The sequence below is a fragment of the Synechococcus sp. NB0720_010 genome, assembly GCF_023078835.1.
GTDB lineage: Bacteria > Cyanobacteriota > Cyanobacteriia > PCC-6307 > Cyanobiaceae > Vulcanococcus.
In genome coordinates this window covers 1,512,382-1,537,039 of the sequence record NZ_CP090898.1, presented here as the reverse complement: position 1 = coordinate 1,537,039, position 24,658 = coordinate 1,512,382, and the positions used below count along the sequence as shown (strand labels likewise).

At 63.6% G+C, this 24,658-nt stretch carries 28 protein-coding genes and 1 tRNA gene; 11 read left to right on the top strand and 18 right to left on the bottom strand.

Annotation, left to right across the window (positions count from 1 at the left end):
- From egtB to LY254_RS08070, 5 genes are read left to right on the top strand one after another with little or no spacing between them, the layout of a single operon-like run.
- On the top strand, positions 1-1,182 hold the full coding sequence (egtB, locus tag LY254_RS08090; RefSeq protein WP_247476556.1) for an ergothioneine biosynthesis protein EgtB: 1,182 nt from the start codon (positions 1-3) through the stop codon (positions 1,180-1,182).
- Positions 1,179-2,159, top strand: coding sequence for an L-histidine N(alpha)-methyltransferase (gene egtD, locus LY254_RS08085; RefSeq protein ID WP_247476555.1), 981 nt, complete (start codon positions 1,179-1,181; stop codon positions 2,157-2,159). The genes egtB and egtD overlap by 4 nt, the downstream gene beginning before the upstream one ends.
- Before the next feature lie 19 nt (positions 2,160-2,178).
- Positions 2,179-2,406 carry a hercynine metabolism small protein gene (locus tag LY254_RS08080; RefSeq protein ID WP_247476554.1) on the top strand — a complete coding sequence of 76 codons (228 nt, stop codon included), beginning with the start codon at positions 2,179-2,181 and terminating at the stop codon, positions 2,404-2,406.
- Positions 2,403-2,831: a hercynine metabolism protein gene (locus tag LY254_RS08075; protein ID WP_247476553.1), complete on the top strand. Its 429-nt coding sequence runs from the start codon at positions 2,403-2,405 to the stop codon at positions 2,829-2,831. The genes LY254_RS08080 and LY254_RS08075 overlap by 4 nt, the downstream gene beginning before the upstream one ends.
- Positions 2,831-3,631, top strand: coding sequence for a YdcF family protein (locus LY254_RS08070; RefSeq protein WP_247476552.1), 801 nt, complete (start codon positions 2,831-2,833; stop codon positions 3,629-3,631). The genes LY254_RS08075 and LY254_RS08070 overlap by 1 nt, the downstream gene beginning before the upstream one ends.
- A gap of 30 nt (positions 3,632-3,661) precedes the next feature.
- On the opposite strand, the gene LY254_RS08065 is transcribed toward LY254_RS08070, so the two are convergent.
- The 7 genes from LY254_RS08065 to LY254_RS08035 all read right to left on the bottom strand — a co-directional run bounded on the left by LY254_RS08065 (position 3,662) and on the right by LY254_RS08035 (position 10,031).
- Positions 3,662-3,925, bottom strand: a complete 264-nt coding sequence (locus LY254_RS08065; protein WP_010314125.1) for a hypothetical protein — start codon at positions 3,923-3,925, stop codon at positions 3,662-3,664.
- 45 nt (positions 3,926-3,970) lie between these two features.
- Positions 3,971-5,470 carry a lysine--tRNA ligase gene (lysS, locus tag LY254_RS08060; protein ID WP_247476551.1) on the bottom strand — a complete coding sequence of 500 codons (1,500 nt, stop codon included), beginning with the start codon at positions 5,468-5,470 and terminating at the stop codon, positions 3,971-3,973.
- A 37-nt stretch (positions 5,471-5,507) separates the two neighbouring features.
- Positions 5,508-6,314, bottom strand: coding sequence for a response regulator transcription factor RpaB (rpaB, locus tag LY254_RS08055; RefSeq protein ID WP_010314257.1), 807 nt, complete (start codon positions 6,312-6,314; stop codon positions 5,508-5,510).
- Between the two features lie 114 nt (positions 6,315-6,428).
- Positions 6,429-7,751: an extracellular solute-binding protein gene (locus LY254_RS08050; RefSeq protein ID WP_247476550.1), complete on the bottom strand. Its 1,323-nt coding sequence runs from the start codon at positions 7,749-7,751 to the stop codon at positions 6,429-6,431.
- The gene (gene mreD, locus LY254_RS08045) at positions 7,748-8,245 is read right to left on the bottom strand and encodes a rod shape-determining protein MreD (protein WP_247476549.1); all 498 of its coding nucleotides are present in this window, start codon (positions 8,243-8,245) and stop codon (positions 7,748-7,750) included. The genes LY254_RS08050 and mreD overlap by 4 nt, the downstream gene beginning before the upstream one ends.
- Positions 8,246-8,247: 2 nt before the next feature.
- Positions 8,248-8,985 (bottom strand): rod shape-determining protein MreC, encoded by a 738-nt coding sequence (gene mreC / locus LY254_RS08040; protein ID WP_247476548.1) that lies wholly within the window; start codon positions 8,983-8,985, stop codon positions 8,248-8,250.
- Positions 8,985-10,031, bottom strand: a complete 1,047-nt coding sequence (locus LY254_RS08035) for a rod shape-determining protein (RefSeq protein ID WP_305852541.1) — start codon at positions 10,029-10,031, stop codon at positions 8,985-8,987. Before LY254_RS08035 ends, mreC begins: the two co-directional genes overlap by 1 nt.
- 182 nt (positions 10,032-10,213) lie before the next feature.
- Between LY254_RS08035 and LY254_RS08030 the strand changes: the two genes are divergently transcribed.
- Positions 10,214-10,603, top strand: coding sequence for a single-stranded DNA-binding protein (locus tag LY254_RS08030; RefSeq protein WP_247476547.1), 390 nt, complete (start codon positions 10,214-10,216; stop codon positions 10,601-10,603).
- A 92-nt stretch (positions 10,604-10,695) separates the two neighbouring features.
- Here the strand turns inward: LY254_RS08030 and ahcY are convergent, their stop codons facing one another.
- Complete coding sequence (gene ahcY / locus LY254_RS08025; RefSeq protein ID WP_247476546.1) at positions 10,696-12,123, bottom strand: adenosylhomocysteinase; 1,428 nt, start codon at positions 12,121-12,123, stop codon at positions 10,696-10,698.
- Positions 12,124-12,238: 115 nt separating this feature from the next.
- Here ahcY and tsaE point away from each other — a divergent pair, with 115 nt between their 5' ends.
- Positions 12,239-12,691, top strand: coding sequence for a tRNA (adenosine(37)-N6)-threonylcarbamoyltransferase complex ATPase subunit type 1 TsaE (gene tsaE, locus LY254_RS08020; protein ID WP_247476544.1), 453 nt, complete (start codon positions 12,239-12,241; stop codon positions 12,689-12,691).
- On the opposite strand, the gene LY254_RS08015 is transcribed toward tsaE, so the two are convergent.
- From LY254_RS08015 to mgtE, 4 genes are all read right to left on the bottom strand, one after another.
- A complete protein-coding gene (locus tag LY254_RS08015; RefSeq protein WP_247476542.1) occupies positions 12,688-13,677 on the bottom strand; it encodes a carbohydrate kinase in 990 nt (329 codons plus the stop codon). The genes tsaE and LY254_RS08015 overlap by 4 nt on opposite strands.
- Positions 13,678-13,680: 3 nt before the next feature.
- Positions 13,681-14,835, bottom strand: a complete 1,155-nt coding sequence (gene mutY / locus LY254_RS08010; protein ID WP_371820442.1) for an A/G-specific adenine glycosylase — start codon at positions 14,833-14,835, stop codon at positions 13,681-13,683.
- Positions 14,825-15,835, bottom strand: a complete 1,011-nt coding sequence (locus tag LY254_RS08005; protein WP_305852553.1) for an RpoD/SigA family RNA polymerase sigma factor — start codon at positions 15,833-15,835, stop codon at positions 14,825-14,827. Before LY254_RS08005 ends, mutY begins: the two co-directional genes overlap by 11 nt.
- 83 nt (positions 15,836-15,918) lie before the next feature.
- Positions 15,919-17,304: a magnesium transporter gene (gene mgtE / locus LY254_RS08000; protein WP_247476540.1), complete on the bottom strand. Its 1,386-nt coding sequence runs from the start codon at positions 17,302-17,304 to the stop codon at positions 15,919-15,921.
- A 72-nt stretch (positions 17,305-17,376) separates the two neighbouring features.
- Here mgtE and LY254_RS07995 point away from each other — a divergent pair, with 72 nt between their 5' ends.
- Complete coding sequence (locus LY254_RS07995) at positions 17,377-17,844, top strand: glutathione peroxidase (RefSeq protein ID WP_247476539.1); 468 nt, start codon at positions 17,377-17,379, stop codon at positions 17,842-17,844.
- Here LY254_RS07995 and LY254_RS07990 read toward each other — a convergent pair.
- The 4 genes from LY254_RS07990 to gyrB are packed head-to-tail and all read right to left on the bottom strand — an operon-like array spanning position 17,841 to position 20,869.
- The gene (locus LY254_RS07990; protein ID WP_247476537.1) at positions 17,841-18,239 is read right to left on the bottom strand and encodes a CrcB family protein; all 399 of its coding nucleotides are present in this window, start codon (positions 18,237-18,239) and stop codon (positions 17,841-17,843) included. The two genes, LY254_RS07995 and LY254_RS07990, sit on opposite strands and share 4 nt — an antisense overlap.
- Positions 18,229-18,591: a CrcB family protein gene (locus LY254_RS07985; protein WP_247476536.1), complete on the bottom strand. Its 363-nt coding sequence runs from the start codon at positions 18,589-18,591 to the stop codon at positions 18,229-18,231. The genes LY254_RS07990 and LY254_RS07985 overlap by 11 nt, the downstream gene beginning before the upstream one ends.
- Before the next feature lie 5 nt (positions 18,592-18,596).
- On the bottom strand, positions 18,597-18,908 hold the full coding sequence (locus tag LY254_RS07980; RefSeq protein WP_247476535.1) for an SH3 domain-containing protein: 312 nt from the start codon (positions 18,906-18,908) through the stop codon (positions 18,597-18,599).
- A complete protein-coding gene (gene gyrB / locus LY254_RS07975; RefSeq protein ID WP_247476534.1) occupies positions 18,908-20,869 on the bottom strand; it encodes a DNA topoisomerase (ATP-hydrolyzing) subunit B in 1,962 nt (653 codons plus the stop codon). The genes LY254_RS07980 and gyrB overlap by 1 nt, the downstream gene beginning before the upstream one ends.
- Before the next feature lie 183 nt (positions 20,870-21,052).
- Here gyrB and miaA point away from each other — a divergent pair, with 183 nt between their 5' ends.
- Entirely contained in the window at positions 21,053-21,967 is a 915-nt protein-coding gene (gene miaA / locus LY254_RS07970) for a tRNA (adenosine(37)-N6)-dimethylallyltransferase MiaA (RefSeq protein ID WP_247476533.1), read from the top strand.
- Positions 21,968-22,009: 42 nt separating this feature from the next.
- The gene (gene infC, locus LY254_RS07965) at positions 22,010-22,651 is read left to right on the top strand and encodes a translation initiation factor IF-3 (RefSeq protein ID WP_010314200.1); all 642 of its coding nucleotides are present in this window, start codon (positions 22,010-22,012) and stop codon (positions 22,649-22,651) included.
- Here the strand turns inward: infC and LY254_RS07960 are convergent.
- Positions 22,648-23,397 (bottom strand): dienelactone hydrolase family protein, encoded by a 750-nt coding sequence (locus LY254_RS07960; protein ID WP_247476532.1) that lies wholly within the window; start codon positions 23,395-23,397, stop codon positions 22,648-22,650. The two genes, infC and LY254_RS07960, sit on opposite strands and share 4 nt — an antisense overlap.
- Positions 23,398-23,503: 106 nt before the next feature.
- On the opposite strand from LY254_RS07960, the gene LY254_RS07955 reads away from it, so the two are divergent.
- Positions 23,504-24,493 (top strand): GntR family transcriptional regulator, encoded by a 990-nt coding sequence (locus LY254_RS07955; protein WP_247476531.1) that lies wholly within the window; start codon positions 23,504-23,506, stop codon positions 24,491-24,493.
- Positions 24,494-24,562: 69 nt separating this feature from the next.
- On the opposite strand, the gene LY254_RS07950 is transcribed toward LY254_RS07955, so the two are convergent.
- A tRNA-Gly gene (locus tag LY254_RS07950) sits at positions 24,563-24,634 on the bottom strand.
- Positions 24,635-24,658: the final 24 nt, after the last annotated feature.

Sequence of the window (24,658 nt, the reverse complement as noted above, 5' to 3'; positions counted from 1 at the left end):
ATGGTGACGACCTCAGCTGCCGCAGTCTTGCCGCGTCTGCAGGAAATCCGCCGGGCGACCGAGCAACTGATCGCGGGCTTGCAACCGGAGGACCTCTGCCTGCAGGGGATGCCCGACGCGAGCCCAGCGAAGTGGCACCTCGCCCACACCACCTGGTTCTTTGAAGAGTTCCTGCTGAGCCAGCTGGAGGGCTACGACTGCGCCGATAGCCGCTGGCGCTACCTGTTCAACAGCTACTACGAGTCGGTGGGCGAACGGCACGCCAGACCGGAGCGTGGCCTCCTGACCAGACCTTCCATCGCTGAGGTGCTGGCCTGGCGCCAACGTGTCACCGCTGCGCTGATGGCCGAGCTGGATCACCTGCCGGCTGCACTCGTGGAACTGGGGCTGCAGCACGAGCAGCAGCACCAGGAGCTGCTGCTGATGGATCTGCTGGATGGCTTCAGCCGCAATCCCCTGGAACCTGAAGCGACCGCCGAACCCGAAGCGGACTACGAGGCCAGCTGGGCCAACCCGGGGCCAGGGGGCTGGCGGAACGTCGAGGGAGGCCTGGTGGAGATCGGCCTCGATCCGGCCTCGGGGCACTTTCACTTCGACAACGAAGCCCCCCGCCACCGGGTCTGGCTGGAGCCCTTTGCCATCAGCCAACGGCTGGTAAGCAATGCCGAGTACGCCGCCTTCATCGCCGACGGGGGCTACAAGCGCGCCGACCTCTGGATGAGCGAAGGCTGGGCCCTGGTGCAGGACCGGGGCTGGCAGGCGCCGCGCTACTGGCGGGGCGAATGGGAGTTCAGCCTCGCGGGCCGCAGGCCGCGCCATCCCGATGCCCCAGTGCGGCACATCAGCTGGTTTGAAGCCGATGCCTACGCCCGCTGGGCCGGGGCCCGCTTGCCCGAGGAAGCCGAATGGGAGCTGGCGGCCACCAGCGGCCAGCTGGCACAGGTCTTCGGCTGCCTCTGGCAGTGGACGGGGAGCCCCTACCGGCCCTATCCCGGCTTTGCGCCTGCCGCTGGGGCCATTGGTGAGTACAACGGCAAATTCATGAGCTCACAGTTCGTGCTGCGGGGCAGCTGCTTTTTGACACCGGCCGGACACGAGCGTCTGAGCTACCGCAACTTCTATCCACCCCACAGCCGCTGGATGGCCAGCGGAATCCGACTGGCGAGGGGAGTGCAGCCATGACCAGCACCCTGCAACGCAGCGGAGTCCCGGAACTGCTGGATCTCCATCCCGCGGCGGCGGACATGCGCCAGCTGGTGATCGAAGGCCTAAGCCAAACCCCCAAGCAATTGCCGGCCTGGTTTCTCTACGACGCCGAAGGATCGCGGCTGTTCGACCTGATTTGCCAGCAGCCCGAGTACAGCCTGACCAAGACCGAGACAGCCCTGCTCGAAAACCAGGCTCAGGCGATGGCCGCGGCCCTCGGCGAGGGCACCCTGGTGGAGTTCGGAGCTGGCAGCGCCCGCAAGGTGGGGCCACTGCTGCAGGCGTTGGACCAGCCGGCTTACGTCGCCCTGGACATCAGTGCAGAGCATCTGGCCACGGCCTGCCGGCGCCTGCAAGGGGACCATCCCGGCGTGCCGATGTTGGGCATCTGCTGCGACTACAGCCAACTGGAGCAGCTGCCGAGCCATCCCCTGTTGAAGACGCAACGGCGCCTGGGGTTCTTCCCAGGCAGCTCCCTCGGCAACTTCACCACCGCTGCCGCCGAAGCGCTCTTGCGGCAATTTCGGCGGCTACTCGGTCCCCGTGGAACCCTGCTGATCGGCATCGATCAACCGAAAGCCACCGAACGGCTAGAGGCGGCCTACGACGACGCCGCAGGGATCTCTGCCCGCTTCGCGCTCAACCTGCTGCAACGGCTCAACCGCGATCTGGACTGCGATTTCGACCTGAAGCAGTTCCGCTACCAGGCCCGCTGGGTGCCTGAAGCCAGCCACATCGAGATGGCCCTGATCAGCCAGCGGGAGCAAACGGTGCAGGCCTGCGGCCGCAGCTGGCACTTTGCGGCGGGCGAAGCCCTCGTCACCGAAACCAGCCACAAGTACAGCCCCGAGGCCTTCCTGGCCCTCGCCGCCCGGGCCGGCTGGAGCAGCGAAGCCCGCTGGAGCGATCCCCGCGGCGACCTGTCGCTGCACCTGCTGAAGCAGGCAGACTGAACGCCCTCAAGGAACTGCGATGGCGAGGGAAGATCAGCGGCGAGCGTCCCGGGAACTGCGGGAAAACCTGATTGCCCAACTCGAGGAGCTCTACGGCGAGGCCTTTGAGCAACTGACCACCCAGAACCTCGGAGAGGGCGCCATTGCCCGCCTCACCCAACTGCTGCTGCGCTCGCGGGAAGCGGCAATCACCCCTCTGCAGGAGGAGATCGAAGCCCCGCTGATCACCCGTCCTCCCTCGGCGTGAGTTCCTGGTCCTGGTGGGATGAGCTCGAAGACAAGCTCGAGCAGCAGCTCGAGGCCTTTCTGAGGTCTCACCCCGAGCAAAGCGCACGGCTACGGGAGGAGCTGCTGAGCGAGGCCGCCCAACTGCGGCGGACCCTGCTGGAACTCGCAGCCGAGATCAAGCAATGGCAAGGACGCACGCAACGGGCACAAGCCGCTGGTGCCCATGACCTGGCGAAGCGGGCGCAGGATCACCTCGATGGGCTGATGCAGCAGGGACGGGGCCACTGGCAGCGCCTCGAAGCCATTGGTCAGGAACTGCAGCAGCGCCCGGCCCAAGCCCAACCAAGACCCGCCGCCAGTCCCAGCGAAAACCTTGATGCGGCCTGGGCCCGCTTTGAAACCGAGCAGGCCCTCGAAGAGCTACGCCGGCGGCAGGGGCTCTGATGGGGTTTCTGCTCTCCAAGCTGCTGCCGCTGCTGGTCTATCCCTTGGGCCTGGGCCTGCTGCTCCAGCTCGCCGGCCTGGGCAGCAGACGCCGGCCAAGACTCAGCCGTGCGCTTGGGGCCAGCGGCATCGCGATGGTCTGGCTGTTTGCCATGCCGATCACCAGTCGGCAATTGATCTGGGGTTTAGAGGAGCGTGCCGTGGCGCTGACACCGAAGACGCTCCCGAACGCCGATGCCATCGTCGTGTTGGGGGGTGGCCTCAAGCCGGCCCTGCCGCCCAGGCGCGGCGTGGAAGTCAGTGAAGGAGGCGATCGTCTGCTGACGGGAGTGCGGCTGATGCGCCAAAAGAAGGCGGGCACCCTGGTGACCAGCGGCGCTCAGATCAGTTTCACCGCAGCAGATCCCGCGCCCGCTGAAGCCTTCTCCGCCAAGGCCCTCGCTGAAGAACTGGGGGTCCCCAGCCAGCGCATCGTGCCCAATCCCCTTTCCAAAACCACCGCCGAGGAAGCCCGCGACATCGGCCAGTTGGCCAAGCAACGGGGCTGGAGCCAGGTCCTCCTGGTGACCAGCGCCTTTCACATGCCCCGTTCTCTGGCGACCTTTGAGCGGCGCAGCGGCCTACAGGTGATTCCAGTGGCCTGTGATTTCTTGCTGCCGGAACGGCAACGCTTGGGAAGCCCGACCCCAGGATCACTGGTTCAGGACCTGCTACCCAGTGCTGAGGCGCTCTATCTGAGCAGCGTGGCCCTCAAGGAGCACCTGGGCCTGGCGCTCTATCGCCTCAAGGGCTGGGCATAAAAAAGGCCCCTAAATCGGGGCCTTTCAAAATCACTTCTTCGGTTCGGGGGGAACCAGGCTCACGCCTTCGGGCGGCGGAGTGGGGTCAGGATCGGCAATCAGCATGTGCTGCAGCACGATCTCAGGGCGCTCGCTATCGCGCCAACGGATCCGATAGGCGGGCATCTTGGTGCCGCGGCTGGTGGTTTGCTCGACCGGCTCCATCACCCAGCCCCGGCGGGAGCGGCCCTGGGGATTGCGCTTCACCACAGCATCTGCATGCTTAAAGCGGAAGCCGACGCGTTCGCCACTCATCGAATCTCGGGCCCCCGACTGGGGGAGATTGCCTACTAGGTTCGATTATCCCATTGCAGGCGACGCAGCGCCGGATCGCGCCTCAGGACGCAGCAGTGGGAAGGCGATGACATCCCGGATCGAGGGGCTGTCGGTGAGCAGCATCACCAGCCGGTCGATGCCAATGCCGAGGCCGCCCGTGGGGGGCATGCCCACCTCCAGGGCATTGATGAAGTCTTCGTCCACCTCCTGAGCTTCGTCGTCGCCGGCGGCCTTGCGGGCCATCTGCGCTTCCAGCCGTTGGCGCTGATCGACCGGATCGATCAACTCACTGAACGCATTGGCGGTTTCACGGCCAACGATGAACAGCTCAAAGCGCTCCACCAGACCCGGCTTGCTGCGGTGGGACCGTGCCAACGGGGAGTTCTCCACCGGGTAATCGATCACAAAGGTGGGCGGGATCAGGGTGCTCTCGACCTTCTGATCGAAGGCTTCCACCAAAAGACGTCCCACCGAGTCCGCCAGTTCCGGCACCGCCAAACCCTGGGCCTGCATCGCCGCCGCCGCCTCAGCCCGGCTGCCAAAGCTGCTGAAGTCGAGCCCCGTCGCATCGAGCACCAGCTCGTGCATCGTCGCCCGGCGCCAGGGGGGCGTGAGGTCGATCTCCGTGCCCTGATAGCTGATGCGGGTCGTGCCGCAGACCTGTTGGCACACGTGAGCAATCAACTGCTCCGTGAGATCCATCATGTCGTTGTAATCGGCGTAGGCCTGATACACCTCAATCGAGGTGAACTCAGGGTTGTGCCGGGTGCTGATGCCTTCGTTGCGGAAAATCCGGCCCAGCTCATAGACCCGCTCGAAGCCGCCCACCACCAAGCGCTTTAGGTGCAGCTCGGTGGCAATCCGCAGGGTCAGCGGCAGATCCAGAGCGTTGTGATGGGTTTCGAAGGGGCGGGCGTCGGCACCACCGGGCACGCTTTGGAGCACGGGGGTTTCGATCTCAAGGAAGCCCCGCTCATCGAGCCAACGGCGGATCGAGCTGACCGCAATCGCACGGCGGCGGAAGGTTTCCCGGGTGTCCGGGGAAACGATCAGATCGAGATAGCGCTGGCGATAGCGCTTCTCCACGTCAGCCAGACCATGCCACTTGTCCGGCAGGGGCTGCAGGCTCTTGCTGAGCATCTGCCAGCTCTTCACCTTCACCGACAGCTCCCCGCGATCGGTGCGGCGCAAGCTGCCCATGACACCAATCAGATCACCGGCATCGACCAAGGAAGTGAGGTGACCGAAGTCGTCTCCGAGGGTGGCCTTCTCAATGAACAGCTGAATCGGGCCCGTTTCATCCGCCAGGGTGAAGAAGGCGAGCTTGCCCATCACCCGGCGCGTCATCACCCGACCCGCGACGGAGACGGAGACCTCTCGCTCCTCGCCATTCGGCAAGTCCGCATGGGCCTGCTGGAGCTCTGCGGTGCGGTGACTGGGCTCAAAGCGCAGGGCATAAGGACCCTGGCCCAACTCCGCTAGGGCCTTGCCTTTCTCGAGGCGGGTCTCGCGCAGCTCAGACAAAGGACCGAATCAATCAGCGTTCGGCCATCCTGCAGGATCAGCTGGCGGCCGCCATCGGGGCGTTCTCGCCCATGCGCTGGGAGGCGTAACCGGTGCCGCGCACGGTCAGGATCAATTCGGGGTTGCGCGGGTCGGGCTCGAGCTTGCCGCGCAGACGGGCCACGTAGACATCCACGACCCGCAGATCGGCGGCACGGCGGGGCGGATAGCCCCAAAGCTGCTCGAGGATCTCAGCGCGGGGAACGACCCGGCCAGGCTCACGGAACAGCAGTTCCAGCAGGCTGAATTCGGTGTAGGTCAAACCGATGCGCTCACCATCCCGGGTGACCTGACGGCGGTTGGTGTCCACCACCAGGTCGCCGACACGCAGAACACCCTGACCCGCGGGTACATCCCGGGGCTCGTTGGTGGCTGAACCGCGGCCAACGCGGCGCAGGATCGTGGCGATCCGAGCCTCCAGCTCTTTAGGACTGAAGGGTTTCGGCAGATAGTCGTCCGCCCCCAGATCCAAGCCGGCGACCCGCTCGGCGATGGCATCCAAGGCCGAGAGAAAAATGATCGGCACGCAGGACTCCGCCCGCAGGCGCCGGCAGACCGCGAAGCCATCGAGCTTCGGGAGCATCACGTCGAGCACCACCAGGTCGGGCTGCTCTTTGTGGAAAAGGGCCAGCGCTTCCTCACCGTCTTCAGCGCAGACCACCTGATAGCCGGCCAGCTGGAGACGCATGACGAGCACCCGACGCACGGCAGGCTCGTCATCCACCACCATCACGGTGGCGCGCTGCTCTGACGAAGCCTCGACAGAAGAGGCATCACTCTGTCGTTGCTGCTCGTCGAGCGGCATGCACTACACAGCGTGAAGAAGCGCAACGTTAACTCTCAGACCTCTCTCGGCGATAGCCTTTTGCGGGCCAGCTGAGCTATGCAGCCCCAGTCTTAAGGTTTTCTCCAGGTCGACCTAGGGCCAGCGTCCTGCGGCATAGGCGTTCCACTGACGCTCCGCCTCAGCCAAGGCCGCATCACTGCTGATCTGACCCAACATCGCCCGCTGCAGCTGGGTGTAGACGATGGCCTGGAGCCGCTTAACCCCTGGGCTCGCCGGCACCAGCACCCGGGCTGAACTCAAGGTTTGGGCTGAGAGCAAACGGGCCTGCCGCACCAGCTGCTCCGCCTGAGTCGACGGTTGCTCATCCGCCAGGACTTGTTCCACCTGCCGCAAGGCACCGGTGGAGGAGGGCAGCACCCGTGCCTGCTCGGCAAAACGCGCCTGGTTAGTGGCATCGGTCAGAAACAGGGCGAAGCGGGTCCCCGGCCCGGCCACCTTGCTCTGGCGGGGAATCGCCAGGGTCATGACCGCCACATTGGCAGCACCATTGGCACCGGTCAGGGGGGGGTAGGGACGGGTGGCCGCAGCCACCTGGGGCGCATTCGTCTGGATGCTGCGCAGGAACTCCGCCCCGCTGCCCACCTGGGCCAACTCACCGCTTTGGTAGAGCTCAATCGCGCGCCGGTAGCCCTGGCTGACCACCTCACGGGGCAGCAAGCCGCGGCGATAGAGATCACTCCAGAAGGCAAAGGCCCGGCGGCCCGCTGGCGTGTTGAAGGCCGCCCGCTGGCGCTGATCCAGCAGCGTCACCCCCATCTGTACCAGGGACTCGAGTAACTCCGCGGAGTCCTCCGGAACAACCGTGACAAACAGGGCATAGCGACCCGTGCGGCGCTTCACGGCTTCGGCGTAGGCGGGCACCTCGGCCCAGGTGCGCGGCGGAGCGTCATAGCCGGCCTGACTCAGCAGCTGGCTGTTGGCCAGGGTGATCCGGGCCGTCAGATACCAAGGAATGGCGAACTGCTGCGGCTGGCCATCGGGAGCGGCGCTTTGGCCCGCTTGCCAGATCCGCGGCAGATAGGTCTCGGCAGCGCCCTGGGGCAACAGGGGCTCGAGGGGCTGCAAGCCGCCTTTGCTGGCCAAGTTGGCCGCGAAGAGCGGGTTCAGATTCACCACATCGGGAGCCGTGCGCGCAAAAACTGCCGCCAGCAACTTGCGCTCGACAGATCCCCAGGGGACATCAGTCCAAACCACGTCATAGCGCGGGTTTTGCTGCTCCCAGCGGGCAATGACTCCGTTGAGGTAGTCGTTGAACTTGGGGGCCAGATCCAGAGTCCAAAACTGGATTGGAATGCGATCGGAGGTCTGCCGCCGAGCGGGGGCGCAAGCCGCCAGCACCCCCGTGAGCGCCGCAGCCGCCAGCAGCCCCGAGGCCAACCGTTTGGGCGTCTTCATCCCCGTGCGGAGAGCAGTTGTCGCCAACGCAGCAGCAAAACCGAACAAACCAGGGGGGCCAGCAAGGCCGTGATCAAAGCCTGAGCCGCCAGCAGCTGCAAGCCACCCTCGGGCAACACACCCTGGAACTGCCACTGCAGCAAGAAGCTGCCCCCTAGGACCAGGCTGCCCAGGGCCGCCAGCAGCCCCAGGTTGAAACTGCGCTCAATCGGACTACCCCTCCGGCCCAGGCGTCCCCACCACCAACCCAACAGCACCAAAGCAGGGAGCTGGGTGACGTGACCGACATGCAAGCCGTCGAGCAGCAAGCCCAAGGCCAAGCCTGCATACGCCCCGGACCAGGGCCCATCCACCAAGGCCCAGGGCAGCAGCCAGAGCACCGCCCAACTGGGGGAGATGCCATCGAGGCTTAACCAGCCCGGGGAAAGCAAGGTCAACGCCGGGACCGAGAGGGCAGAGGCCACGCAGAGGCCATGGCGGTGCAAACCGGCCATCGCTAACGGGACACCAACTGCACCCAATCGACCGCGTCGATCGGTGCACTCAGCTGAACCACGGCATCGGGGGCCGGGACCAATTCCTCATCAACGCTCTGGACAACACCCACCGTGAGATTGGGGGGAAGCAAGGTGCTGGCGGGGGAGGTGGTCACCACATCCCCGGGGCGAACTCCCGTGTCCTTATCCAAGAACTGGAGCCGCGGCCGCGGCGTATCGCCCCCAATCAACAGGCCATGGCGCTTGACCCGCGGGACCCAGACCCCCAGGCGGCTCGTGCTGTTGGTCAGCAGCGCGACGCGGGCGGTGGTGGGGGTGACGCTGGCGACCCGGCCAATCAGGCCACCCGGGGCGAGAACAGCAGAGCCGGCACGCACCCCCTGCAGGCTGCCCTTGCCCAACTCCAGCTGTTGCCACCAACCGGAGGCCTGGCGGGAGATCACCGGAGCCGAGATCCGTGCACCTTTGGCTTGATCCAGGGCAACAAGACCCCGCAAGCGGGCGTTGTCGCTCTCCAGCTGCTGCAGCCGCGTCTGCTGATCCAACTGGTGCGCGGAGCGGAGCCATTCGGACTGGGCCTGGCCCGGCCAGAACGGACGACTCAACAGGGCGTAGGCATCGAGGACGCCCGCACCCTTGCTGAGCCGCACTCCAGCCAAGACAGCCAGCAGCAACCACCAAGGCCAGGCCTGAAGCAGCTTCTGGAGTAAAGGAACCCGGAGGAGTCGACTGGCCATTACGCGTTCAACTTGCTGAAGTCAGGGGTGTCGAGCACCCGCTCGAGGCGCTGGTAGTCCTCAATCACGCGGCCGCAGCCGTTGACCACGCAGAGCAAGGGATCCTCGGCGATGTGCACCAGGATTCCGGTCTCGTGGCTGATCAGATCGGTGATGCCGCTGACCAAGGCCCCACCCCCCGCAAGCACAATCCCCCGGTCGACGATGTCGGCCGCCAACTCCGGCGGCGTGCGCTCCAGGGTTCGCTTGACCGCCTCCACGATCACGTTCAGGGGCTCCGCCATCGCCTCGCGGATATCGCCGGCACGCACGGGAATCGTGCGGGGCAGACCCGAGAGCAAATGCAACCCGCGAACGTCCATCGTCGATTCGTCGAAGGCGTCGTCGGGGAAGGCGGAACCGATCCGGATCTTGATCTCCTCGGCGGTGCGCTCCCCCACCACCAGGTTGTGGACCTTTTTGAGGTAGTTGCTGATCGAATCGCTCAGCTCATCACCGGCGACCCGAACCGACTCGCTGAGCACCGTGCCCCCCAGGGACAGCACCGCCACCTCCGTAGTGCCGCCGCCAATGTCAACAATCATCGTGCCGACGGGTTCGGTCACCGGCAGGCCCGCGCCGATGGCCGCGGCCACGGGCTCCTCAATCAAATGCACATTGCGGGCGCCCGCCAAGCCCGCTTCTCGCACCGCGCGGCGCTCCACGCCGGTCACCCCGCTGGGGATGCCGATGACCAAGCGGGGCGCGACGATGCCGCGGCCCTCATTCCCTTTCTGAATAAAGGTCTTGATCATCTGCTCAGCGGCGTCGAAGTCAGCAATGACGCCGTCGCGAAGGGGACGCACAGCACGGATATTTCCAGGGGTGCGGCCCAACATCAGCTTCGCCTCATCCCCCACCGCCAGGGGCACACCACGCTCAAGGTCGATCGCCACCACGGAGGGCTCCTGTAGGACGATGCCCTTACCGGAGACATACATCAGGGTGTTCGCCGTCCCTAGATCGATGCCGATGTCGCGGGACAGCTGGAAACGCTTGAAGAACACAGACGTCTCCCCATTCCCTCAAAGCATAGGTAGATCCTGCGATCTGACACCCTCAAAGACCTAGCTGCCACTCGGGTTTTGCAGCGGTGGTGACACATCCGGGGCAAAGGGTGGAACTCTCACCTCGAAGCTCCCCGCCCGGGGACTGCATCATTGATCCAACGCAAACGCAGGAGAACGCCATGGGCGTCAATTCCGTCACCCTGGTCGGCCGCGCTGGCCGCGATCCCGAAGTGCGCTACTTCGAGTCCGGCAGCATGGTGGCCAACCTGACCATCGCGGTGAACCGCCGCAGCACTAACGACGAGCCCGACTGGTTCAACCTGGAGATCTGGGGCAAGCAAGCTCAGGTCGCCGCCGATTACGTCCGTAAGGGCTCACTGCTGGGAATCATCGGCAGCTTCAAGCTGGACCGCTGGACGGACCGCAACAGCGGCGAAGAGCGCAGCAAGCCCGTGGTTCGGGTGGACCGCCTGGAACTGCTGGGCTCCAAACGTGACGCTGAAGCCAACGGCTTTGGCGGCGGTGGTTTCGGTGGCGGTGCGCCCAGCGAAGAAGAAGTGCCGTTCTGAGCGTTCACGAGCACAAAAAAGCCCGGTCTTGCATCGACCGGGCTTCAGGAAGAGAAGCCCCTCAACACTGAGGGGCTTTGTTGTCTCTGGGCTCAGTAGCGGTAGTGCTCGAGCTTGTAGGGGCCCTCAACGGGAACGTTGATGTAGGCGGCCTGCTCGGCGGACAGCTCGGTGAGCTTGGCGCCGATCTTCTCGAGGTGGAGGCGAGCGACCATCTCATCGAGGTGCTTGGGCAGCACGTAGACCTCTTTGGCGTACTGAGCGCCCTTGGTGAAGAGCTCGATCTGAGCAAGCACCTGGTTGGTGAAGGAGTTGCTCATGACGAAGCTGGGGTGGCCGGTGGCGCAGCCCAGGTTCACCAGACGACCCTCGGCCAGCAACAGGATCTTGTTGCCGCTGGGCAGGGTGATGTGGTCGACCTGGGGCTTGATGTTCTCCCAGGTGTACTGCTTCAGCGAGGCGACATCGATTTCGTTATCGAAGTGGCCGATGTTGCAGACGATCGCCTGATCCTTCATCTGGATCAGGTGCTCGTGGCGGATCACCTGGAAGTTGCCGGTGGCGGTGACAAAGATGTCGACATCAGCCACAACGTCCTCCAGACGGACGACGCGGTAGCCCTCCATGGCGGCCTGCAGGGCGCAGATCGGATCGATCTCAGCGATCATCACGGTGGCGCCAAGGCCACGCAGGGATTGGGCAGATCCCTTGCCCACATCGCCGTAGCCGAGCACCAGGGCGACCTTGCCGGCCACCATCACGTCGGTGGCGCGCTTGATGCTGTCCACCAGGGACTCGCGGCAGCCGTAGAGGTTGTCGAACTTGCTCTTGGTGACGGAGTCGTTGACGTTGATGGCAGGGAAGGGGAGTTCGCCGCTCTTCTGCAGTTGATAGAGACGGGCCACACCGGTAGTGGTCTCCTCGGTCACGCCCTGGATCTGGGCCTTGATCCGGGAATAGAAGCCGGGCTGGGCAGCCAGTTTCTGGCGAATGCTGTTGAAGAGGGCGGTCTCCTCTTCGTTGCTGGGGTTGTCCAGAACGGAGGGATCACTCTCGGCCTTGGTGCCCAGGATCACGAGGCCGGTGGCATCACCGCCGTCATCGAGAATCATGTTGGGGGTACCGCCGTCGCCCCACTCGAGGATGCGGTGGGTGAAGGCCCAGTACTCATCGAGGGTCTCGCCCTTGTAGGCGAACACCGGGACACCAGCAGCGGCGATCGCAGCAGCGGCGTGGTCCTGGGTGGAGAAGATGTTGCAGCTGGCCCAGCGCACTTCGGCGCCAAGAGCCACCAGGGTTTCGATCAGAACAGCGGTCTGAATCGTCATGTGCAGGGAACCCGCAATGCGGGCACCCTTGAGCGGCTGCTCAGCGCCGTACTTGCTGCGCAGGGCCACCAGACCGGGCATCTCGGTCTCAGCGATCTCGATCTCCTTGCGACCGAAATCAGCCAGACCCAGATCGGCGATTACATAGGTGCTGGTGCTCTGCAGCGCAGGCGCAGTGGGGGAGGCCACCATGGTTGATGTTCTTGAGGTGAATGCACTCGCCAGCCCAGACCGTGGCTTGGCAAGAGGTGTGGAATATCTGCAGAGACGCCGAGGCTTCGGGCTCGCTTAAAGGCAATCTATCGGAATGCAACAACTGAGCGTGCAGTTAGCGGATGCGGCAGCCACCCAGAACCTGGGCCGTCAATTAGCCCTGGACTGGCTCGCGTTGCCGCAGTCCAGGCCCATCCTGTTGCTGGAGGGGGATTTAGGAGCTGGCAAAACCTCGCTAGTGCAAGGGATTGCCCTGGCTCTGGAGATCGATGAACCCATCACCAGCCCCACCTTTGCCTTAGCGCAGCACTACCAAGGACAGGCCGCCGCCTTGGTCCATCTCGACCTCTATCGCCTTGAGCAGAGTGCCTCCGCCGATGAGCTCTTCTGCCAAGAAGAAGAGGAAGCCCAGGCACTGGGCGCTTTGATGGCGGTGGAGTGGCCCGGGCGACTGAGCTTCAAACCAGAAGGCGCCTGGGCCCTACAGCTAGACCTGCTCGACGCAAACGACCCCGAGGCCGGACGGGTGGCCAGGCTGCAGCGCTAACGCTGCAGAAACCGCTGCACCGCAGCCGCATCGGGTTGAGGGTCAATCGCCCCCGCCCCGCCGCAGACCAAAGCACCACAGGCCGCAGCAAAACGAAGCATCTGCTCAGGGGGCATCGCCCCCTGCACCAGTTGATGCAAGAGACCAGAACTGAAGGCATCACCGGCACCGGTGGTGTCCACCACCTGGGGTGGCGCCAAGGCCTCGAGCACCCCGGACGCACCGCCCAAAGACCACTGGACAGGGTTGCCGCCATCGGTCACCACCACATCAGGGGCTTGGGGCAAGCCCGCGGAGATGGCGCTCGGATCAGCGCTTCCAAAAAGCCAGAGCGCCTCTTCCTTGGCCAACTTCAACAGCGACGCCGCAGCGATGAGGGGTTGCATCACGTTGAGGGCTGCCGCATCCGGACCGGAGGCTGGATCGGAGCTGACATCCCAAAACGTGGGGCGCCAATTGACGTCCAAGGCAATCCGCACCCCCGCTGCCTTGGCCTGACTTACGGCCCAACGCAAACTGGCCGCCGACGCTGCTGTGGCCATCGGAATGGTGCCCACCAGCAGCCACTGGGCTTGGGCAGCCAAGGCCGGCCAGGCCTGCTCCAACTCGGCTTGATCGAGGGCCTGATCCGAAAACCCCTGGCCCTGGTCGCCGGCAAATCCCTGGAAGACCCGCTCGCCATCGGCGTGGCGGCGCACCAAGACAACACGACTGGGGCGCGTGACATCCCGCTGCAGACCCGCCAGCTCCACGCCACGGTTGGCCATTAACTGTTGAAAGGACTCTCCGATCGAATCGCGCCCCAGCCGTCCAACAAAGGCCGAGGGGGTGCCAAGACGGGCCAGGGCGCAGGCGACATTGGCCGGGGCCCCGCCCAAGCGGTCGTCACATTGATCAGCTGTTGCCGTCGCTGGATCTCCCCCCAAGGGCCCCAGGCGATCGACCAGGGCCTCGCCCAGACAAATCACCTTGGAGGCTGGTTGCATCGATCAGGCCGCGGCGGTTCCCTCCTCAGGGTGCAGACGCGCCAGCAAGGCGGCAATGATCCGCGCGTTGGCAGCGGGGAACGGGAACTCATTGAGCTGCTGGGGCTTCACCCAACGCACCTGCTGCGAGGCCAAGGGCTGGGGCTCACCGGAGCGCCAATGGCAAAGGTGAACGACAAACCGCAGGCGCTTATGGCTGTAGGCGTGATCCAGGCTGATCAACTCCTCTCCCACCTGAACCTCAATCGCCAGCTCTTCCTGCAGCTCGCGGCATATGGTGACCTCGATGGCCTCCCCCGGTTCCTGCTTCCCGCCGGGGAATTCCCAGAGACCACCCAACAACCCTTCATTCAGGCGCTGATCAATCAGAACCTCGCCCGCGTCGTTGAGGACCACGCCAACGCCAATGACCTGAAAGGGCAGTTCGCGGGGGGCTTCTTTCACGGGATAGGCCACTGGATCGCCGGAAGCGTAGGCAGCGCACTGCTCGCTCCAGGGGCATTGCTGGCAGCTGGGGTTCTTGGGGGTGCAGACCGTGGCCCCTAGATCCATCAGGGCCTGGTTGAAGTTGCGTGGCTGCTCTGTTGAAAGCAGCTGCTCGCTTAGGGCCCAGAGCTCTTTGCTGTTGCGGGCCGGCGGCATGGGGCTAGCGATTAAACGCGAGAACACCCGTTTGACGTTGCCATCAAGGATCGGAAAGGGCCGATCAAAGGCCGACGACAGGATGCTTCCAGCGGTGCTCGGACCAATTCCCGGCAAGGTCAACCAGCTCTCGAGGTCACGGGGCCATCGGTCGAACGCATCGTCCGAAAGGCCTTGCCCGTAGATCCTCAGGAACTGCTGAGCCCCTTGATGCAGCCGGCGAGCACGGGAGTAGTAGCCAAGGCCTTGCCAGAGCAACAGGACCTCCTGCTCATCGGCTTGCGCGAGGGCCTGAACCGTCGAGAAGCGCCCCATCCAGCGAGTCCAATAGGGCAGAACAACCTGCAGCTGGGTCTGCTGGAGCATCACCTCCGCAACCCAGATCGGGTATGGGTTCAGCACCTCCGTAAATGCTGGCACCCGTCCTTGAGCAGTCAGCTTCCAAGGAATCGCGTGACGGCCATGGGCCAGCCACCAATCCAGAAGCGAAGTACTGAGCTCTTGATCAAACGGCAACGTAGGCCTGAACGTTCTGGCTCAAACGACGCAGACCAGCCAACCCATCACGCTCAAGATTGCGAACACGGTCACGGCTGATGCCGAGGACCCGGCCGATGCCGGTGAGGCTCATCGGCTCATCAGGATCGGGGACGTCGCGGCATGGAATCGCGTAGCGCATCTTCAGCACGCGGCCCTGCAGGTCCGGCAGTTGGTCCAAAAGACCCCGCATGTCCATCCGCAGGCACTCCCCATCCACCAGCTCTGACGGCTGGGTGCCATCGGCTGCCAACAGATCCAACAGCTCCGTGTCATCGCCGTCGCCCACCTTCGTCTCCAAGCTCACGGGCTGGCGGGCGCGGCAGAGAAGGTCCTTCACCTCATCCTCCGGCAGGTCCACAAACTCCGCTAGCTCGGTCACCGTCGGCGTGCGGCCCAGCTCCTGGCTCAGCTCACGCTGGCCCTTCTTGAGCTTGTTCAGCGTCTCAGTGATGTGGATCGGCAGCCGAATGGTGCGGCTCTTCTCGGCGATCGCCCGCGTGATCCCCTGGCGGATCCACCAATACGCATAGGTACTGAACTTGTAGCCCCGGGTCGGGTCGAACTTCTCCACGCCCCGCACCAAGCCGATTGTTCCCTCCTGGATCAGATCCAGGAGCTCCATGTTCCGCTTGGTGTACTTCTTGGCCACGCTCACCACCAACCGCAGGTTGGCGGCCACCATCCGCTCCTTGGCCCGCTGACCGCTCCTCAGTCGCTTCTTGAGCTGAACCTGCGTCAAACCCGCTTCCTTGGCCAGCACCGCAGGCGAGGGCTTCTCCACACCCTCACGACTCGCTAATTCCTGCTCCAACTCCTCAAGCGCCACCAGCTCCTGCACCTGGCGGCCCAGGGTGATCTCCTGCTCGTGGGTCAGCAGCGGCACCCGGCCGATATCCCGCAGATACGAGCGCACCAGATCCGTTCCACCGGCCAAGGCGGTTTCTCGGTCCGCTGCAGCGGGTCGGCTCGAAGCGATTGCGACGACCACGGCTCGAAACGTGAACTGATGTAAAGCCTACCCTGAAGAAGTGTAAAGCGACTCTCAGGAAGCCAAATCCCTTAGCCAGAGGCCCGAGTCAGCAAACAACTGGCGGTCTGCAGGTAGATGAAGACCCCAGCCACGTCGGTGGCTGTGGCGATAAACGGCGCCGACATGAGAGCCGGATCCAAGCCGAGGCTGTTGAACAACAGGGGCAACGCCGCTCCAGCGGTCGCGGCCAAGGTGGTGATCGCCACCAGGCTGATCCCAGCCGCCGAGGCCACGAGCCAGTTGCCACCGCTCACATAGGCCGTCCAGGGCACCACCACCAGAACCATCAACAATCCCAGCAGGGCCCCAGCAATCGCTTCTCGGCCAATGGCCAAGGCAGGGCCCAGGCTTTGGATGCGCTGGGTGCTCAGGCCGCGAATCACCACCGTGGAGCTCTGCGCACCGACATTGCCCCCGGTGCCAATCAAGAGGGGAATGAAGGCCGCCAGGACCACCACCTGCTTGAGCACTCCATCCATCGAAGCGATCACTGCAGCGGTGCCGCTGTTGGCGATCAGCAGAACCAACAGCCAGACCACCCGGCGCCGGGCCACGCTGAACAGGTTGCTCTGGAAATAGTCGTCCTCATCGCCGGCCTGCACTGCACCGGCGGCGTAGAGGTCCCGGGTGGCCTCCTGCTGGATCACGTCGATCACGTCATCGACGGTGACGATTCCCACCAGCCGCTCCTCGCGGTCAACAACCGGGACCGCGAGGAAGTCGTAGCGCTGAATCACCCGCGCCACCTCCTCTTGATCGGTGTCGGTTCCGACGCTCACCACCTCACGGGTCATCACGTCGCCCACCCGCTGCTCTGGATCCGCCACCACCAGGTCTCTAAGCGAGAGGATCCCCGTCAGATGGCGTGAAGCATCCGTCACGTAGAGGGCATAGATCGTCTCGGTGTCCCGGGCCCGGCGGCGCACGATCGTGAGCGCCTGGGCAACGCTGTGGAACTCCTTGAGGTCGATGAACTCAGTCGTCATCAGACGACCAGCCGTCTCCGGTTCGTAACCCAGGAGCTGGGCCGTCACCCGACGCTCCGCAGGACTGAGCTCCGCCAATAGGCGACGGACCACCTTCGCCGGCAACTCGTCGAACAGATCCACCCGGTCATCAGGGGACATCTCTTCCACCAGCTCCAGGACCTCACTGGAGCGCAACCGCTCCAGCAGGGTCTGCTGAACCGTGGGCTCGAGGTACTCGTAAACCGCGATCGCCTCGTCCTTGGGCAGGAGCCGAAAGGCCAGAGCCTGAAGCGTGCGGGGAAGCCCGCCAATCGCTTCGGCGATATCCACCTCTTGCACGGGCTGCAGCAGCAGCTTCACCGCGTCGTAATTCCCTGCCTCAAGAAGCCCGCGCAGCTCCTGGATAAACACCTCTGGATTCATCGCTGCAGTAGACGCCTCACCCATGGCCCCACAGCTGCGACACGCCGATTTTATGGGGCAGGGCCGCTAGGGTCCGGCCTCCCCCAGATCAATTCCATGGCCATCAGCGTCAACGATGTTGTGGTGACCAACGGCAGTGGCGAGCAGCAACGCCTCGGCGACCTCAATGGTCAGGTCCTGCTGGCCGTCAACGTCGCCAGCCGTTGCGGTTTCACCCGCCAGTACGCCGGTCTGCAGGCCCTGCAAGAGAGCTATGGCAGCCAGGGTTTCAGCGTGATCGCTTTCCCCTGCAACGACTTCGGGGCCCAAGAGCCTGGGAGCCTGGATGAGATCAAGCAGTTCTGCTCGACCACCTACGGCGTGACCTTCCCCGTCTACGCCAAGGTGGCCATCGGCGAGGCCCCCTTCAGCACCCTCACGCAAGCTGAGCCCGCCGGTGCCGTGGCCTGGAACTTTGAGAAGTTCCTGATCGGCAAGGACGGCACGGTGCTCAAGCGCTTCAAGAGCAATGTCGAGCCCGACTCCGCTGAGCTCAAGGGCGCCATCGAAGCCGCCCTCGCCTAGGCGTTGAAGACGCGGCGGCTGAGCTGAAAACCAGCCGCCGCACACGCCACCCCCAAAACCAGGCTCAAAAGGATCAGCAGGAGGCCAAGCACGGGCTGACCGGCTTGCAGCAGCTTGACCACATCCAGCATCCAGCTGCTGAAGGTGGTCAGGCAGCCACAGAAACCAATCCCGAAGAGCAGCAACACGCTGGGGCGCCGGGGCATCGGACCCGCTAAGAAGCCAAGGATCAACGAACCGATCAGGTTCACCAGCAGATCGGAAACAGCGCTGCCGCCAAGGACAGGGCCCAGGTGGACGCCGCTCTGCCAGCGCAGCCAAGCCCCCGGCACAGCACCGCAGCCCACCAAGGCCAGCTCCTTTAAAGCAAAGCGGAGTTGACGATCAGCCACCAATCGCCACCCCCGCCAAGACCGCCAGGACTCCAGCCACGACAGAACCCAGGGCCAACAGCGCCACCTCCTTGGGCAGACCGGCCCTGAGGCCCTGGAGCAATTCAACGCTGAAGGTGGAGAAGGTGCTGAGGCTGCCCAAAAACCCGGTCGCGAGCAGCAAGCCAAGACGTTGATCCGGCCCGCAACGGCTCACCAACGCAGCCACCAGGCCTAAGGCAAAGCAAGCGATGACATTCACCGTGAATGTCCCCCAGTGCTTTCGGGGAAGCATCGGCTCAAGGTGATTGACCACGCGAAAGCGCAGCCAGGCTCCGGGTACGGCTCCGATCGCAACCAACAGGGCGTCGCGCATCGGACCTAGGCCGCCGCCATCCAGCCACGCCGCGACGCGACCTTGACCTGCAACCAGCGTTCCCCACGCTGATTGCGCCAGGTCCTCAACACCTCAATCGGAGAATCAACAGGGACCTGGGCCAAGACAGGAGCCTGGTGCTCTGGGGAGGCCTGCAGGCATCCCTTGGTCGTGCTCCAGAAGGGATCACTGGCGCAGCGGCGCCGAATCTCCGCCTGCCGGCGCTCACCACCACCGGCCGGAAGAGCCACCGGTGCAAACAGGGCAAAAGCCAAGATGGCGCCCCAACGCAAACTGGCGTAAGGCTGAGCCGCCATCAGATATCCAGCTGGGCCAGATCCAATTCGGCGCTGTGGGTTTCGATGAACTCGCGGCGGGGCGCCACCTTGTCGCCCATCAGGATCGTGAAGATGCGATCCGCTTCGGCGGCGTCTGCGATCTCAACGCGCTTCATCATGCGGGTGGAGGGATCCATGGTGGTCTCCCACAGCTGCTTGGGCATCATTTCGCCCAGACCCTTGAAACGTTGGATCGTGAAGTTCGCCTTCTCGCCGAAGCCTTCGATCGTGGTTTTGAGGTCAGCTTCGTTGTAGCAATAGGTGTGGTTCTTGCCGCGCTCCACCTTGTAGAGCGGCGGACAAGCGATATAGATGTAGCCGCCTTCCACCAGCGACTTCTGGTAGCGATAGAAGAAGGTGAGCAGCAGGGTGCGGATGTGAGCGCCATCCACGTCGGCATCGGTCATGATCACGATGCGGTGGTAGCGGAGATTCTTGTCATCAAATTCCTCGCCTTTGATACCTAAACCAAGGGCTGTGATGAGCGCCTGAATCTCCGTGTTCTTGTAGATCTTGGCGTCGTCGGTTTTTTCGATGTTGAGGATCTTTCCCCGCAGCGGAAGAATGGCCTGGAAACGACGATCCCGCCCTTGCTTGGCGGAGCCACCTGCGGAGTCACCCTCAACGATGTAAATCTCGGACTCACCCGGGTCGCGGGACGAGCAATCGGCCAACTTGCCCGGCAGGGTTGAGCTTTCAAGGACGCTCTTCCGGCGCACCAGCTCACGGGCGCGTCGAGCCGCTTCAGCAGCATTGAACGCCTGGATCGCCTTCTCGAGGATCAGGTCAATCACGGAAGGATTGAACTCGAGGTATTCGCCCAGGGCTTCACCGACCAGAGAGTCGACGATTCCGCGCACCTCGGTGTTGCCAAGCTTGGTCTTGGTCTGGCCCTCAAACTCCGGCTCGGGAACCTTGACCGACAACACAGCGGTCAAACCCTCCCGGATGTTTTCACCGGCGAGGTTGGAGTCCGATTCCTTGCGCTTGCCGCGCTTTTTGGCGAAGGTATTGAGTGTCCGCGTCAGGACCGTCTTAAGACCCTCAATGTGAGTGCCACCATCAACGGTACGGATGTTGTTGGCGAAGCCAAAGATGTTGTCGGAGTAGGCATCGACGCACCATTGCAGTGCAGCCTCGATTTGTACTCCGTCTTTTTCTGAATTGACGTAGATAATGTCGGGATGAAGAGCATCCTTCTCCGCATTCATGTAGGCGACGTATTCCTTGATGCCACCTTCGTAGTGATAAATCTCCTCGTGAGCCTCACCCTCTGCATTGCGCGCAGCAGGACGCTCATCGCGAAAGACAATCTTGACCCCACCATTGAGGTAGGCCAGCTCCCTCAAGCGGGCTGAGAGGGTGTTGTAGTCAAACTCGATCCCAACAGTGAAGATCTCAAGATCCGGCTTGAAACGCACCGTGGTGCCTGTCCGGCTGGCATCCGCTGCGGGCTCAATCGCCAAGGTGCCAATCGGCGCACCCCGCTCAAAGCGTTGCCGGTGTTCCTTGCCTTGGCGATAAACAACAACCTCAACCCACTCAGAGAGAGCGTTAACCACGGACACACCAACGCCGTGGAGACCACCCGAAACCTTGTAGCCGCCAGCTCCAAACTTGCCACCGGCATGCAGCACCGTCAGAACGGTTTCGAGAGCACTCTTGCCAGTTTTCGGGTGGACATCAGTCGGAATGCCCCGACCGTTATCACTGACGGAACAGCTGCCGTCCTCTTCGATCGCAACCCGGATCTCGTTGCAATGCCCCGCTAGGGCCTCGTCGACGGAGTTGTCGACCACCTCATAAACCAGGTGGTGCAAGCCCCTCGGCCCAGTCGAGCCGATGTACATGCCAGGGCGCTTACGGACCGGCTCCAAGCCCTCCAGGACCTGGATCTGCTCGGCGCCGTAGGCAGCCTGAACTTTCGTGGCTTCGCTCATGGAATCCTGCAGGAGCTGAACCTCTCCCGCAGGAGGCTCGACAAGGGCGAAAAGCCGAGCAAAGACCAGCCTTTGAGGGGCAATCTACCACCGTTGCAATAGAGACGCTTGTGGCGCTCGCTAAGGGGCGATTTCAGCAAGGGGGGCACCCCTCCATTTGCTGTCAACCGGCAAAGTGCGCTGATGAGTCCCTCCAGTCAGCCCCTCGTCATCGCCTTGATGGGGCCAACGGCCAGCGGCAAAACCGCCCTGGCCATCGAGATCGCCCAGGCCCTGGATCTCGCAGTCCTGTCTGTCGATTCCAGGCAGCTGTACAAAGAGATGACGATCGGCACCGCAAAACCGACTGCCGAGCAGCGGGCCACCGTTCGCCATGAGCTGCTGGACCTGCGGGCGCCTGACGAACCGATCAACCTTCAGGAGTTCCGCCAGGAAGCCGATCAAGCGATCGAAGCGGAACACAAGCGGCGGGGAATTGCTTTCCTTGTGGGCGGGAGCGGCCTGTACATCAAGGCCATCACCCAAGGGATGACTCCGCCAGCGGTCCCTCCGCAACCTCAATTGCGGGCGGACCTAGAGGCACTGGGCCAAAGCCAGTGCTACGCCCTTCTGCGCCAAGCCGATCCAGACGCCGCTGGGCGGATCATGGCCAATGACGCCGTGCGCACACAGCGCGCCCTTGAGGTGCTCTATGCCACCGGTCGCCCCCTGAGCCAACAGCAGGGCTCCAATCCGCCCCCCTGGCGGGTCCTGGAACTGGGTCTCAACCCCAGCAACCTCAGGCAACGCATTGCCCAGCGCAGTCGGGCGCTGTACACCGATGGCTTGGTGGCAGAGACCCGAGGGCTTCTGGAGCGTTATGGGCAGGGCTGCGCCCTACTGGACACCATTGGCTATGCGGAAGCTGGAGCCCTACTGCGGGGGGAGCTGACTGAAGAGCAAGCCATTGAGCAGACCACCAAGCGCACCCATCAGTTCGCCAAGCGCCAAAAGACCTGGTTTCGCCGGCAGCATCAACCCCTATGGCTGGATGCACCAGGCCAAGAGGACAATCCCTTGAAGCGGGCCTTGTCGGCGATCGAGCACGTCCTAGGGTGAACGGTGAACAGCAACTGTTTTTCCGTCCTCTCGCCCGTCTGAATGCCACCCCGTCCTCGTTTTGACCGCCGTGCTCCTGTTCGGGAGCTCCCCAACATCAACGACCGCATCAATTACCCCCAGCTCCGGGTGGTCGATGCCGACGGCAGTCAGCTAGGAGTGATCACAAGGGAAGAAGCGCTCGACGTCGCGAAGGACCGTGAGCTGGACCTGGTCCTGGTGAGTGAGAAGGCTGACCCACCGGTCTGCCGGATCATGGACTACGGCAAGTTCAAATTCGAGCAAGAAAAGAAAGCCAAAGAAGCCAAGAAAAAGTCGCACCAGACCGAAGTTAAAGAGGTCAAGATGCGCTACAAGATTGACCAGCACGACTACGATGTGCGGCTCGGTCAGGCCTCTCGCTTCCTCAAAGCAGGTGACAAGGTCAAGTGCACCGTGATCTTCCGCGGACGGGAGATCCAGCACACCGCCCTGGCCGAACAGCTCCTGCGCCGCATGGCCAAGGATCTCGAAGAAAAAGCCGAGATTCAGCAGGAGCCCAAGCGTGAGGGCCGGAACATGATCATGTTCCTCAGCCCGCGCAAAACACCCCTGGCCAAAGAGAAAGAGGCCGAGGCTGCTGCCAGCAAAGCGGTGCGCACAATCGAGACCCCTCGTCAGGCGGCAGCCAAGGCCGAAGGCTAGATCGCCTCAGCGAAGAGCTCCAACATCTGACTCCATCCCGAGGCAGCCGCCTCAGGATGGAAATCGGCTCTGGCCTGGCACATGTATCCGTGACCGGCCCCAGCTGCCACAACCAGTCGGTGGCGACTCCCTTCGGTATCCGCTGAGCGCAGGGCTTGATCAATGGCCTGCAACTCCTCAGCGGGCATCAAGGGATCTTGATCACCGCAGAAGCACCAGAGTCGCCCTGCAACCTCAGGCACGACCGACAGGGTTGAGTCCTCAATCGCGCCAGGCTTGAAGGACGAAACCCGAGCTCCATAGAAATCACAGGTGGCTGCGATCGCCGGGTTCGTCGCAGCCAGCATCGCCAGGTGACCGCCAAAGCAAAAGCCCACGCAGCCCAGGCTTAAAGAGGGATGGGATTGCTGGATCCAATCGACAGCGGCTTGGACGTCCGCCAGGAGCTGCTCGGCCGTCACACGGTCACGATGCTCACGGCCAGCGGCCAAACCTGCCTCGTCGTAGCCCACATCCAAATCGGGAGCAGAACGCGAGAAGGTGCTCAGGGCGAGGGCTGCGTAACCCTCCTGGGCCAAGCGCTCCGCCACGCTGCGCACCCAGCTGTTCACTCCAAACACCTCTGGCAGCACCAAGACCGCCCCGCGAGGCTGCTCAGGCAGCACCCACCAGCACGGCATGACCGTGGCTGTCACACCCGCTGCTGCTGGAACAGGGATCTGAACCCAGCTGGCCTCAGTGGTCATCGCATTCGCGCTCTTGGAAACCGGCACAGGCTTTTATGCCAACAATGCAATTGTCACCGGGAACAAAGGTCCGTAAGGTGGCCCGAACAGCTTGTGCCACTCGGGCGTGCGGTTCCACATTCAGCAGGACAGCGATATCCCGGCCTCGAGCCAGCTGTACAACCAGATTTGCTTTGCGATTGCGGCGCGGCACTTCCCGCCAGGCCATCGACTACCCAGTACGCGCCAACTGGCGATGCAGACCGGCCTGCATCGCAACACCATCAGCAAGGTCTACCGGCAGCTGGAAAACGACGGCGTGGTGGAGGCCATGGCCGGCTCGGGTATCTACGTCCGGGATCAACAGAACCCACGGGAAATCAAGCCACCGCCGGGTCCCCGTGGACGGCATCTCCCAGACATCGACCGCGAGGTCAGGCAGAGCGTGGATGGCCTGCTGAACGCCGGTTGCACCCTGCAACAGGCCCGGGAGCTCTTGACCCGTGAGATCGACTGGCGGCTGCGCTGCGGCGCCCGGGTGCTGGTGAGCACCCCGCGGGAGGACATCGGCGCCTCAATGCTGATCTCCGAGGAGCTCACCCCCCACCTCGATGCCCCGGTCGAGGTCGTTCCGATGGAGGAACTGGAGGCGGTGCTCGAGAACTCCAGCAACGGCACGGTGGTCACCAGCCGCTACTTCCTCCAGCCCGTGGAGGAGATCGCCAAACGACATGGTGTGCGGGCCGTACCCGTGGATCTCAATGACTTCCGCCACGAGCTGGACCTGCTGAAGGACCTCCGAGCCGGCAGCTGCGTGGGACTGGTCAGCATCAGCCCTGGCATCCTGCGGGCCGCAGAAGTGATCCTGCACAGCATGCGCGGCAACGAACTGTTGTTGATGACCGCGACCCCCGATGTCAGCAGTCGCCTGCTGGCCCTGCTGCGGGCCTCCAGCCATGTGCTCTGCGACCGCCCAAGCCTCCCGCTGGTCGAGCAGAGCCTGCGCCAGAACCGCTCTCAGCTGATGCGTATGCCACAGGTGCACTGCGCCCAGAGCTACCTCGGGACGGCAACGATTGACCAGCTACGCAAAGAGATCGGGCTGCTCTCAAGCTGAACTCGGCTGGAGAGGCAATGAAATTGATTTCGCAACAATGAGCTGAACAATCAGCTTTGTTGTTTCACAAGCGGATGAAGAGATTCGAACTCTCGACCCTCTCCTTGGCAAGGAGATGCTCTACCACTGAGCTACATCCGCAATCGCCGCGGCTCAACCGCCGGC